Annotated in this window: 9 protein-coding genes; 5 read left to right on the forward strand and 4 right to left on the reverse strand. The window is 64.9% G+C overall.

Annotated elements, in window-relative coordinates; genetic code table 11:
* Positions 1–105 precede the first annotated feature (105 nt).
* Positions 106–660, reverse strand: a complete 555-nt coding sequence (gene cobU / locus ACX3OZ_RS04650) for a bifunctional adenosylcobinamide kinase/adenosylcobinamide-phosphate guanylyltransferase (protein ID WP_459096614.1) — start codon at positions 658–660, stop codon at positions 106–108.
* Positions 661–874: 214 nt separating this feature from the next.
* Between cobU and ACX3OZ_RS04655 the strand changes: the two genes are divergently transcribed.
* The 4 genes from ACX3OZ_RS04655 (at position 875) to edd (ending at position 6,087) form a co-directional block, all read left to right on the forward strand.
* Positions 875–1,816: a glucosamine kinase nucleotide-binding domain-containing protein gene (locus ACX3OZ_RS04655; RefSeq protein ID WP_459096615.1), complete on the forward strand. Its 942-nt coding sequence runs from the start codon at positions 875–877 to the stop codon at positions 1,814–1,816.
* Positions 1,817–1,829: 13 nt separating this feature from the next.
* The gene (gene zwf / locus ACX3OZ_RS04660; RefSeq protein ID WP_459096616.1) at positions 1,830–3,308 is read left to right on the forward strand and encodes a glucose-6-phosphate dehydrogenase; all 1,479 of its coding nucleotides are present in this window, start codon (positions 1,830–1,832) and stop codon (positions 3,306–3,308) included.
* Positions 3,309–3,453: 145 nt separating this feature from the next.
* On the forward strand, positions 3,454–4,149 hold the full coding sequence (gene pgl / locus ACX3OZ_RS04665) for a 6-phosphogluconolactonase (RefSeq protein WP_459096617.1): 696 nt from the start codon (positions 3,454–3,456) through the stop codon (positions 4,147–4,149).
* A gap of 123 nt (positions 4,150–4,272) precedes the next feature.
* On the forward strand, positions 4,273–6,087 hold the full coding sequence (gene edd / locus ACX3OZ_RS04670; RefSeq protein ID WP_459096618.1) for a phosphogluconate dehydratase: 1,815 nt from the start codon (positions 4,273–4,275) through the stop codon (positions 6,085–6,087).
* Between the two features lie 82 nt (positions 6,088–6,169).
* Here the strand turns inward: edd and ACX3OZ_RS04675 are convergent, their stop codons facing one another.
* Positions 6,170–7,771, reverse strand: a complete 1,602-nt coding sequence (locus tag ACX3OZ_RS04675; protein WP_459103930.1) for a VOC family protein — start codon at positions 7,769–7,771, stop codon at positions 6,170–6,172.
* Between the two features lie 3 nt (positions 7,772–7,774).
* A complete protein-coding gene (mutL, locus tag ACX3OZ_RS04680; RefSeq protein WP_459103931.1) occupies positions 7,775–9,595 on the reverse strand; it encodes a DNA mismatch repair endonuclease MutL in 1,821 nt (606 codons plus the stop codon).
* 90 nt (positions 9,596–9,685) lie between these two features.
* On the opposite strand from mutL, the gene ACX3OZ_RS04685 reads away from it, so the two are divergent.
* Complete coding sequence (locus tag ACX3OZ_RS04685) at positions 9,686–10,132, forward strand: nucleoside deaminase (RefSeq protein WP_459103932.1); 447 nt, start codon at positions 9,686–9,688, stop codon at positions 10,130–10,132.
* Positions 10,133–10,256: 124 nt separating this feature from the next.
* Here ACX3OZ_RS04685 and ACX3OZ_RS04690 read toward each other — a convergent pair whose 3' ends face one another.
* The gene (locus tag ACX3OZ_RS04690; RefSeq protein WP_459103933.1) at positions 10,257–12,563 is read right to left on the reverse strand and encodes a Tex family protein; all 2,307 of its coding nucleotides are present in this window, start codon (positions 12,561–12,563) and stop codon (positions 10,257–10,259) included.
* Positions 12,564–12,614 lie beyond the last annotated feature (51 nt).

Raw genomic sequence — 12,614 nt, forward strand, 5'->3', positions numbered from 1 at the left:
GGAACCTCCCCTGGCGCGGTGGGTGTGGAGACCACGACACCCCCACCCTAACCCTCCCCTCAAGGGGGAGGGGATGGCATCGAGTTTGGACTGTCACCGGTGGCCTCAGGCCCGGTAAATTCGCCCTTCGGCGCGCTCGGCGACTTCGCCTTTCAGGGTCATCGGCAGGCCGGCAATGATGAAATGCACGTCGTCGCAAATTTCGGCGAGGCGTTGGTGGGCGGCGCCGGCCAGGTCGCGGAAGGTGCGGGCCATGGCGTTGTCGGGCACGATGCCCTGGCCCACCTCATTGCTGACCAGGATGATCTTGCAGTTTTCGATCTGCACCAGCGCGGCGCCCAATTCGCTCACCGCCAGGGCGACATCCATTTCGGCCAGCAGCAGATTGGTGATCCACAGCGTCAGGCAATCGACCAGGATCACGTCATGCTTGGCCGAAGCCCGCAGCAGGGTCTCGGGCAGCGCCAGCGGTTCCTCGATGGTGGTGAAGCGGGTGGCGCGGCTGGCCTGATGGCTGGCCACCCGATCACGCATTTCGGCGTCGAGCGCTTCGGCGGTGGCGACATAGGCAGGGCGACTGCCGCTGCGAATGGCCAATTGCTCGGAAAAGGCGGTCTTGCCCGAGCGGGCGCCCCCCAGGATCAATACGTGTCGTGTCATTGTATCACTCTCCATTTCCGTCCGCCGCTGCGGTATAGCGGGAAATAGTCTCCGTGCCGAACCGGTTGCGCCGCCGGTATGCGCCGACTATGCGCCACCTTGCCGCTAGCGGGCGCTTTTTGTGCCTTATTCTACTTTCGTCTTAGCACCTTTGGCATTATGGTCCGCGCCGAAACGATATTTTACCTTCCGTTCCATCCCGGAGATTCCCCGCGTGCCCAGGTATTATCTTGGCGTTGATGGCGGCGGCACCAATTGCCGCGTGCGTCTGGCCGACGAGAATCTGAAGACTCTCGCCGAAGTCAAGAACGGCCGTTCCAATCTGCAGATCGACGATGGCGAGCCCGCCTTCCGCGCTATCAGCGATGGCACGCGCGACGTGTTCAAGGCAGCGGGCCTCGATTTCAGCGAAACCGCCAATACTTATGCCTGTTTCGGCATGGCCGGCGGCCGGATGGATAGTGCCCGCGCCGAGTTCGCGGCGCGGCCCTGGCCGTTTGCCGGGGTGCAGGTCTATGACGATATCGACATTGCCCATGCCGGCGCGCTGGGTGGCGGCGAGGGCGGGGTGATCATCGTCGGCACCGGCTCGGCGGCGCTCTCCATCGTCGATGGCGAACGCCATCAGGCCGGCGGCTGGGGCTTTCCCACCGGCGACCAGATGAGTGGCGCTATCCTGGGGCGCGAATTGATGCGCTACGCGGTGGAATCCGAGGATGGGCTGGTCGAAGGCTCGCCGCTGACCAAGGCGGTGATCGCCCAGCTGGGCGGGGACAATCAGGCGGTGATGTCCTGGGCGTTTGGCACGGCGCTGGAGCTGAAGGTCATCAGCAATGATGGCAAGGAAGGGTGCGACGATGCCCTGATCGGGCGCGCACCGGCCGAATTCGGCAAGCTGATGCCGCTGTTCATCGAATATCTCGAACAGGGCGATCCGGTGGCCAACAAGATGCTCGACATCGAGTTTGGCTATATCGACACCTATGCCAATTGGTTCAAACGCCACAATGCCCAGGTGATGGCCGTTGTCGGCGGCTTTGGCGAACGCCTGTTCCCCATGCTCCAACAGCGCTATGGCGATTTCGTCGCTTTGCCCAAATTCGAGCCGCTGCATGGCGCCGTCATCCTCGCCCGCCAGAATTTCGCTTCTAACTAAGGACTAGCCCCTCGTGTCCAGCCGCATCATTCCCGTCCAGCCTTTCGATTATGTGGTGTTCGGCGCCACGGGCGATCTGACCAAGCGCAAGCTGATTCCGGCGCTGTATCACCGGTTCAAGGACGGCCAGTTCGACGAGACCAGCCACATTATCGGCGCTTCGCGCAGCAAGCTGAGCGATGCCGATTTCCAGCAGGTGGCGCGCGACGCCATCACCGCCTTTGTGGAAAAGGAATATCAGGACGCCGCGGTGATCGACCGCTTCGTCAAGATTTTCTCCTATGTGCCGGTCGATGCCAGCAACCCCGAAACCTCGGGCGATCTCGGCGCCAAGCTGCGCGACGACCCCAAGGTGGTGCGCGCCTTCTATCTGGCCGTGGCGCCCGATCTGTTCGAGCCGATCGCCGAATATCTGCACAAGAAGAAGCTCTATCGCCGCGACGCCCGCGTCGTCATCGAGAAGCCGCTGGGCCATGATCTGGCCTCGTCGGTGGAAATCAATGACGGCGTCGCCAAGATCTTCAAGGAAGATCAGGTGTATCGCATCGACCATTATCTCGGCAAAGAGACGGTGCAGAACCTGTTGGCGCTGCGCTTCGCCAATACGCTGTTCGAGCCGATCTGGAATTCGGCGCATATCGACCACGTCCAGCTGACCGTGGCGGAATCGGTCGGGGCCGGTACGCGCGGCTATTACGACGAATCCGGCGCGCTGCGCGACATGATCCAGAACCACATGCTGCAGCTGCTGTGCCTGGTGGCGATGGAGCCACCGGCCAGCGACGATGCCGATGCGCTGCGCGACGAAAAGCTCAAAGTGCTGCGCGCGCTGAAGCCAATAAGCAATGGCGAAGTGGCCAAGAACACCGTGCGCGGCCAGTATAAGGGCGTGAAGTCGGAAACCACCTCGGTGGCCGGCTATCAGGACGAACTGCCCGACGACAAGAAGGGCAGCCGCACCGAAACCTTCGTCGCCCTCAAGGTCGATGTCGAAAACTGGCGCTGGGCCGGGGTGCCGTTCTATTTCCGCACCGGCAAGCGCATGGCCAGCCGCGCCTCGGAAATCTGCATCCAGTTCAAGCCGATCCCGCACTCGATTTTCGACCATGCCGAGGGCGCGCCCAAGGCCAACAAGCTGATCATCCGCCTGCAGCCCGACGAGGGCGTCAAGCTGATGATGATGATCAAGGACCCGGGTCCGGGTGGCATGCGCCTGCGCGAAGTGCCGCTCAACCTCAGCTTTGCCGCCACGTTCAATGAGCGCACGCCGGAAGCCTATGAGCGCCTGCTGATGGACGTCATTCGCGGCAGCCAGACGCTGTTCATGCGTCGCGACGAACTCGAGGCCGCGTGGAAGTGGATCGACCCGATCCGCGAGGCCTGGGACCGCTCGAGCGAACCGCCGCAGTCTTATGTCGCCGGCACCTGGGGCCCGAGCGGCGCCATCGCCCTGATCGAACGCGACGGCCGGACGTGGTATGAGGATGAATAACAGGGTGTGAGGTTCTCCCACCCACGATGTCACCCCGGCCTTGAGCCGGGGCCCATCTTGAGATCATGCCGCTCATTCCATCTCAGGATGGATCTCGGCTCAAGGCCGGGATGACAGCGCCATGTGACTGAAAGGAAGACTTAAAGTGACCATTGACCGCCGCAGTTTTGCTGACAAGCCGACCCTGGCCAAGGAACTGGCCGAGGCCGTTGCCGATCGCATTCGCGCGGCCATCGAAACCCGCGGCATGGCGGCGATTGCCGTCAGCGGTGGCTCGACGCCGAGCCGCTTCTTCCAGGCGCTGGGCAAGACCAAGGATATCGACTGGTCCAAGGTCATCGTGACGCTGGTGGACGAGCGCTGGGTCGATGACACCAGCGACCGCTCCAATGCGCTGCTGGTCAATGAACGCATGCTGCAGGGACCGGCCGCCACGGCGCGCTTCTTCCCGCTTTATTCCGGTGGCGACGAACCCGACGCCACCCATATCGCCAAGACCAATGCCCTGCTGGGCGAGTTGCCCGAGCAGTTCGCCGCGGTGGTTCTGGGCATGGGCAATGACGGGCACACCGCCTCGTTCTTCCCCGGCGGCGATACGCTGGCCGAGGCGCTCAGCGCCGCCGGCCCGGTGCTGGCTATCCGCGCTCCCGGCGCGGGCGAGCCACGCGTCACCTTTACCCTTCCGCGTCTCCTCCGCACGGATGGGCTGTATCTTCACATCGAAGGAGAGGAAAAGGCCGCCGTTCTCGACACGGCTCTGGGTGATGGTCCGATCGAGGACATGCCCATCCGCGCCGTCTTGCGGTCCGGCCATGCTGTCAACGTCTATTGGTGCCCATAGTCCCCTTCGCGATCCCCAATTGATCGCTTAGGCCACGAAGGGCTCCATCGGCGCGTTCTCGAGAGCGGTGCAGGTCACTGTTCCATGCGAGCGCGCGCCCAACTGAAAGTCAGGAGCTCGCCTATGTCTGTCCGTCAGGCCATTCAGGATGTCACCGACCGGATCGCGGCCCGCAGCCGCGATAGCCGTCGCGATTATCTCAGCCGCCTCGATGCCGCGCGCGAAGCCGGCGTCAACCGCACCGTCTTGTCCTGCGGCAACCTCGCCCACGCCTTTGCCGCCTGCACCCCGACCGAAAAGGCGCAGCTGGCCGGCAGCAAGTCGCTCAATCTGGGCATTGTCACCAGCTATAACGACATGCTCAGCGCGCATCAGCCCTATCAATTCTATCCCGAGATCATCAAGCAGGCGGCCCGCGAAATCGGCGCCACGGCGCAGGTGGCCGGCGGCGTGCCGGCCATGTGCGACGGCGTCACCCAGGGCCAGCCGGGCATGGATCTGTCGCTGTTTTCGCGCGACGTCATTGCCATGTCGACGGCGATTTCGCTCAGCCACAACATGTTCGATGCTGCCGTCTATCTCGGCATTTGCGACAAGATCGTCCCGGGCCTGCTGATCGGCGCGCTGACCTTTGGCCATCTGCCGGCTGTCTTCGTGCCCGCCGGGCCGATGCCGTCGGGCCTGCCCAATGATGAAAAGGCCAAGGTCCGCCAGCTCTATATGGAGGGTAAGGTCGGCCGCGCCGAACTGCTCGAAGCCGAGAGCAAGTCGTATCACTCGGCCGGCACCTGCACCTTCTACGGCACCGCCAATTCCAATCAGATGCTGATGGAAATCATGGGCCTGCATCTGCCGGGCTCCAGCTTCGTCAATCCGGGCACGCCGTTGCGCGATGCCTTGACCCGCGAAGCCACGGTGCGGGCGCTGTCGCTTAGCGCCCAGGGCAATAATTACACCCCGGTCGGCCACGTCATCGACGAAAAGGCCATCGTCAACGGCCTGGTCGGCCTCCACGCCACCGGCGGCTCGACCAACCATACCATGCATCTGATCGCCATCGCCGCTGCCGCTGGCTTGCAGGTGACCTGGGACGATATGAGCGAACTGAGCGACGCGACGCCGCTGCTGGCGCGCGTCTATCCCAATGGCGTTGCCGATGTGAACCATTTCCACGCTGCCGGCGGCATGGGGTTTCTGATTCAGGAACTGCTGGAAAGCGGGCACCTGCATGAGGACGTCAAGACCGTCTGGGGCCATGGCCTCTCCGGCTACACGGTGGAAGCCAAGCTGATCGACGAGAAGCTGACCTATCAGCCCTCGCCGCATGAATCGGCGCTGCCCAAGGTGCTGACCACGGTGGCCGCGCCATTCTCGCCGACCGGCGGGCTCAAGCTGCTTTCCGGCAATCTGGGGCGTTCGGTGATCAAGGTCTCGGCGGTCAAGCCGGAACACCGCATCATTGAGGCTCCGGCAAAAGTGTTCCACGGCCAGGAAGGCTTGCAGGCCGCGTTCAAGGCTGGCGAGCTGACCGGCGACATGATCGCGGTGGTCCGCTTCTCCGGGCCGCGCGCGCTGGGCATGCCGGAACTGCACAAGCTGACCCCGGCGCTGGGGATTTTGCAGGATCGCGGCTTCAAGGTGGCGCTGGTCACCGATGGCCGCATGTCGGGCGCCTCGGGCAAGGTGCCGGCGGCGATCCATATGACGCCGGAAGCGGTGGACGGTGGGCCGATTTCGAAGATCCGCGATGGGGATATGATCCGGCTGGATGCCAATGAAGGCACGCTGACGTTTTTGGGCGATGAGAAGGAATTCTTCTCGCGCACGCCGGCGACGGAGGATTTGCGGTCCCAGCATTTTGGCATGGGGCGCGAGTTGTTTGCCGGATTCAGGAGCCTGGTGGGCGTGGCAGATCGTGGGGCGAGTGTGTTTCAGTAGGATCGGGGCTAACCGTCACCCCCTCCTAGCCTCCCCCATCAAGGGGGAGGTATATCGCTCCACTCGTGGGCAAAATCGTGCCCTAAACTCGATCTGTACCTCCCCCTTGATGGGGGAGGCTAGAGGGGGTGGGACCGCTTGCACGTGCGTTGAGCCACTCCGCAATCGCCGCTGCGTCGGCGTCGCCCGGCTCGTGCCCGCCGGGGACCACCACCAGCCGCACAGCCGCCCCCGCCGCTTCCAGCATGGCCGCCAGCGCCTCGCTCTTGGCACGATAGGCATCGCGCTCGCCGGCTAGAACGAGCACTTCGACTCCGCGCAAATCCGCCTCCGGCACCTGATCCAGCACCGCCACGGGTCGCAGCAAGATGGCTCGGCGCGCTAATAGCTCTGGCTGCAGCAATAGCGCCGCCGCGAGGAAATTGGCGCCGTTGGAATAGCCCAGTCCGATTAGCCCCGAGGGGTCGAGCGCATAGGCGCTGCGGGCTTCTTCGAGGAATGCCGCCAGCGCGCCGGCTTCGAAGCGGATATCCTTTTGGTCGAACAGCATCGGCGCGAGGCCGCGAAACCAGCGTCTGGTGCCGTCTTCGGTGCTGCGACCGCGCAGGCCGAGCAGGGTGGCGTTGGGCGCGGCGCGGTGCGCTATCGGCAGCAAATCGGTTTCGTCGCCGCCGGTGCCGTGCAGCAGCACCAGCGTTTGGCCGTTCGGCTGTTCGGGCGTGTAGAAACGGTGGGTGTAGATCAAATCGCGGTAGACCACGCGGTCGTCGCCGGGCAGGCCGAATTGCGGCAGCATCACTTTGATGGCTTCGGAGTCGGCGGCGTCGGGCGGCATGAACAGGGCGCTGCCCAGGGTGTCCAGCGGTTCGTCGAGGGTAAAACCCGGCCCGTCGCTGGCCAGTTCGATCAGCGTGCCGCCGGGTTCGCGCACATAGAGCGAGGTGAAATAATGCCGGTCATGCAGATTGGTGAGGCTGGAATTGCGCTGCCGCAACACGCGCTCCACGGCTTCCACCTGCTCGGCATCGACCGCGCGTAAGGCCACGTGGTCGAATGTGCCGGCTCCGGCTGCGCCGGGCCAGAAGCCGGAGGCATCGCGGATATCGAGGCTGTCGCCGATCTCGGAGAGCAGGCGCTGCGTCGTGCCTTCCACCGGGCCGGCGCGGAAGCCGAAATGGCTGGTGAGGAAGCCGACGGTTTCCTCCTGCACATCCGACAGCAGCGTTACGCCGCGAATGCGGCGGATGGCGTGTTCGGCGGGGATATCGCTTTGCGGCGTGGTCAGGGCTGGGAGGTCCGCGCCCACCAGCTTGAGCATCACCCCATCGGGGTCACGCAGGCGCAGCACGCTTTCGCCGAATTCCTGCGCTGTGCCTTCCACTGTAACCTGATGGCGCAGTGCCCGTTCGAGCCAATAGCCGATGGAGGCGGGGGCGATGGCCAGGGCGATTTCGCTGACCTGGCCGGCACCGGCCTGTCCGGCCGAGCCGCCCTGCCAGACGAGGAAGGTGAGCAGCGAACCGGGGCTGGCGGCGTAATCGCCGTAAAACAGATGTAGCTGGCGCGGGTCTTCATAGCCGCCGGTGCGCTTGACCAGCCGCAGGCCGAGAAAGCCGACATAGAAATCCACATTGGCCTGCACCTCGGCGGTGATCAGGGTGACGTGATGAATGCCGCTGGTCATGTGCTATCGGGTCCGTCCGAACAGGCGCTCGATATCCTTTTGGCTGAGCGCGACATAGGTGGGGCGGCCGTGAATGCACTGGCCGGAATGGGGGGTGGCTTCCATGTCGCGCAGCAGCGCGTTCATTTCATCGACGCGGAGGCGACGACCCGAGCGCACCGAGCCGTGGCAGGCCATGCGGGCGATGATGGCATCCATGCGGTCGGCGACAGCGCGGGAGCTGTCCCATTCGGCCAGCCCATCGGCAACGTCGCGCACCAGCCCGTCAATATCGGAGGTGCCGAGCAAAGCCGGGGTTTCGCGCACGGCAATGGCGCGCGGGCCGAAGCGTTCGAGATAGAGCCCGAAGCCTTCCAGCTCGGCAGCCGCGTCTTCGAGCCGGGCGCAATCTTCCTCGGGCAGTTCGATGATCAGCGGGATCAACTGGGCCTGGCTGGCGATGGGACCGGCGGCCAGTTGCGCCTTGAAGCGCTCATAGACCAGCCGCTCATGCGCCGCATGTTGATCGACCAGCAGCAGGCCCTCTTCATTCTGGGCAATGATGAAATTGTCGAACATCTGGGCGCGGGCGGTGCCGAGCGGATATTCCATCAGCGCGCCGGGGGCTTCGGGTTCGACCCGGGCGCTGGGCTCGGTGAAGCCGGCGAGGCCGGACTGGCTGGCATAGTCGGGGGCAAACGGGTTGGCGCTGCCGGTGCCCACTGTGCGCTCATAGCCGGCCAGCGGCAGGGGATTGCTCCAGCGTGTCGGCTGGGTCGGGGCGGGGCTGGCATAGGCGGGGGTGGTGAAGGCGCCGAGCACGTCTTCGGCCACGGTGCCGGAGGCCTTGAAGCCGGCGGCGGTCAGCGACTCGCCGATGGCGCGGATCACGGCGCTACGCACGGCACCAGCATCGCGGAAGCGCAATTCGGCCTTGGCGGGGTGGACGTTGACGTCGACCTCGCCCGGATCGACGGCGATATACAGCGCCACCACGGGGAAACGGTCGCGGAAGATATAGTCAGCATAGGCGGCGCGCACGGCGCCGACCAGCACCTTGTCCTTCACCGAGCGGCCATTGACGAAATAGAACTGGCTGAGCGAATTGGCCCGCGTATAGGTCGGCAATCCGGCGAGCCCCGCCACCACCACGCCATGGCGGCTGGTGGCCAAGGTCACCGCATTGCGGGCGAAATCATCGCCGATCACCTGACCGAGCCGGGACTCCAGCGCGCCCTGGCCGGTGACGGCGGGCCAGTTGGCGGGGGAACGGTCGCTGCCATTGAGCACGAAATGCACGGCCGGATTGGCCATGGCGAGGCGCTTGACCACATCGGTGATCGCGCCGGCCTCGGCCCGGTCGGTCTTGAGAAATTTCAGCCGCGCCGGCACCTTGGCGAAAAGGTTCTTCACCTCGAGAATGGTGCCGCGATTCATCGCCAGCGGGGCCGGCCCGGCGCGGCGGCCAAAATGCACCTCGAGGCGCAGCCCGCTTTCGGCATCGGCCGGGCGCGAGGCAATCGACAGCTCGGCCACCGAACCAATCGACGCCAGCGCCTCGCCGCGAAAGCCCAGCGTACGGATATCGTCCAGCTCGTCTTCGCTCAGCTTGGAGGTGGCGTGGCGTTCGACCGATAATTCGAGATCGGCCCGACCCATGCCGTGGCCGTCATCCTCGATGCGGATCAGCCCCTTGCCGCCTTCGGCGGTGGTGACGACGATGCGGCTGGCGCCAGCGTCGATGGCATTTTCCACCAGCTCCTTGACCACACTGGCCGGCCGCTCCACCACCTCGCCGGCAGCAATGCGGTTGATCAGATCTTCGGGTAGCTGGCGGATGGGCACGGGCGATTCTCCTGAACCGCTAATATAGGCGAGCCGTCGCCGCTTTCCGACCCGTTTGCGAAACCGCGCACAAGAGGTTACGGAAGCAACATGCCCAGCCAATCCCCCATGGACCTCGCTTTGTCCCTTGCTGAAGACGCCGCCGCCAATGGCGAAGCGCCGATTGGCGCGGTGATCATGGAAGGCGAGGTGGTGCTGGCCGCCGAGCGCAATCGGATGCAGGCGCTGAACGATCCCACCGCGCATGCCGAAATGCTGGCGATCCGCACGGCGCTGGCCAAGCGCGGGACGGGGCGGCTGGATGGCTGCGATCTCTATGTGACGCTGGAGCCCTGTGCCATGTGCGCCGGGGCGATTGCCCATACACGGCTGCGCCGGGTGTATTTTGCGGCTGAAGATGTGAAGGCTGGGGCGGTGGAGAATGGGGTGCGGCTGTTTGCGCAGCCGACCTGCCACCATGCGCCGGAGGTGATTGGCGGGCTGGGGGCGAGTCGGTCCGAAGCGCTGTTGCGGGAATTTTTTAGGGCGCTGCGGTAGTCCAAAACGCGGTGTCATCCCGGCCTTGAGCCGGGATCCATCCTGACATGTATTCGCCGGCCTGATCTCAGGATGGGCCCCGGCTCAAGGCCGGGGTGACATCGTGGGTGGGGTGAGGCTGTGGTCAGTTCTTGCCCTTGCGCATGGCTTCGGCCAGGCGGTCGCCGAGGGAGCCGAGGCCGCCGGAGGGTGGGGCGGGCTGTTTTGGACGGGTGTTGCCGGTGGGGCGGTCGCGCGGGCGTTCGTTGCGCGGGGCGTCATCGGTGGTTTCGCTGCGCATCGAGAGGCCGATGCGCTGGCGAGGGACGTCGACTTCGGTCACGCGGACTTTGACCACGTCGCCAGCTTTCACCACTTCATGCGGGTCCTTGACGAATTTGTCGGCCAGCTGGGAGACGTGGACCAAGCCGTCCTGATGCACGCCGATATCGACGAAGGCGCCGAAGGCGGCGACGTTGGTCACCGTCCCTTCCAGCATCATGCCGGGCTTGAGGTGTTTGATATCGTCAACGCCATCGGCAAAGGTTGCGGTCTTGAAGGCCGGGCGGGGGTCGCGGCCGGGCTTTTCCAGTTCGGCCACGATATCGCGCACGGTGGGCAGGCCGAAGCGCTCATCGACGAAACTGCGCGGATCGAGCCCGGCCAGTGCCGTCTTGTCGCCCATGATCGAGCGCAGGTCGCGGCCACAGGCAGCGACGATGCGGCGGGCGACGCCATAGGCCTCGGGGTGGACCGAGGAGGCGTCGAGCGGCTCGGTGCCGCCGGTGATGCGGAGGAAGCCGGCGCTCTGCTCGAACGTGCGCTGGCCCAGTCGGGGCACTTCCAGCAAGGCCTTGCGGCTGCGGAACGGGCCATTGGCATCGCGATGCACGACGATGGCTTCGGCGACAGAGGGGCCGAGGCCGGAAATGCGGGCGAGCAGGGGGGCGGAGGCGGTGTTGAGATCGACGCCGACGGCGTTCACCGCATCTTCCACCACGGCATCGAGCGAACGGTTGAGGCGATATTGATCGACGTCGTGCTGATACTGGCCGACGCCGATGGCTTTGGGTTCGATCTTGACCAGTTCGGCCAGCGGGTCCTGCAGGCGGCGGGCGATGGACACCGCGCCGCGCAAGGACACATCGAGCTGCGGAAATTCCGCCGCTGCCAATGCCGAGGCAGAATAGACGGAGGCGCCGGCCTCCGAGACGATGACCTTGGTGGGGTGCGGGGTGGGCAGGCGGGCGATCAGATCGGCGACCAGCTTTTCACTTTCGCGGCTACCGGTGCCATTGCCGATGGCGATCAGTTCCACCTTGTGCTTGGCGATCAGCCGGCCGATGGCGGCTTGTGACCCCATCACGTCATTGCGCGGCTGGAACGGATAGATGGTCTCGGTATCGAGCACCTTGCCGGTGGCGTCGATCACCGCCAGCTTGCAGCCGGTGCGAATGCCGGGATCGATGCCCATGGTGGTGCGGGCACCGGCCGGGGCGGCCAGCAGCAGATCCTTGAGATTGCGGGCAAATACCGCGATGGCTTCTACTTCGGCCCGCTCGCGCAGTTCCACCATCAGATCGATGGAGAGGGTGATGCGCAGCCGCGTGCGCCAGGCCCAGCCGGCCACTTCGCGCAGCCAGGCATCGCCAGCGCCATTGCCCTGGGCCTGCAAGGCCCCGGCAACGAAGCGCTCTATCGGCTTGACCGGCTCGGTGACGTCGGCATCGACCTCGATATCGAGGCTCAGAAACTCTTCATCGCGCCCGCGCATCATCGCCAGCGCGCGGTGACCGGCGACCTTGTTCCAGCGTTCGGCATGGTCGAAATAATCGGAGAATTTGGCCCCGGCCTCTTCCTTGCCCTTGACCAGCTTGGCGCGCAGCATGGCCTTGTCGCGCATATATGCGCGCAATTGCCCGAGCAGGGAGGCGTTCTCGCTCAGCCCTTCGACGACGATGTCGCGCGCGCCTTCCAGCGCTTCCTTGGTGCCGGGGACTTCCTCGGTGAGGTAGCTCTCGGCCAGCATGACGGGGTTGCTGGCGCGATTGGCCAGGATCGCTTCAGCCAGCGGGCCAAGCCCGCGCTCGCGGGCGATTTCGGCCTTGGTGCGGCGCTTGGGCTTATAGGGCAGATAAAGGTCTTCCAGCTCGGCCTTGGTCACGGCGCCCATGATCGATGCCGTCAGCACCGGGGTGAGCTTGCCCTGTTCATCGATGGATTTGACGATGGCGGCACGGCGCGATTCCAGCTCGCGCAGATAGGTCAGCCGCTCGGCCAGATTGCGCAATTGCGTGTCGTCGAGCCCGCCGGTCACTTCCTTGCGGTAGCGCGCCACGAAGGGCACCGTGGCCCCGCCGTCCAGCAATTCGACCGCCGCCTTGACCTGCTCGGGTCGGGCGACGATTTCGGTGGCGATCTGGGCGGCAATGCGGGTGTCGAGTGCGGACATGTCAGGCTTTCGGTTCGTAAGGGCGCAATCCTATTGGACCTTACGCAGCGA

It is taken from the genome of Devosia sp. A369 (genome assembly GCF_054489345.1).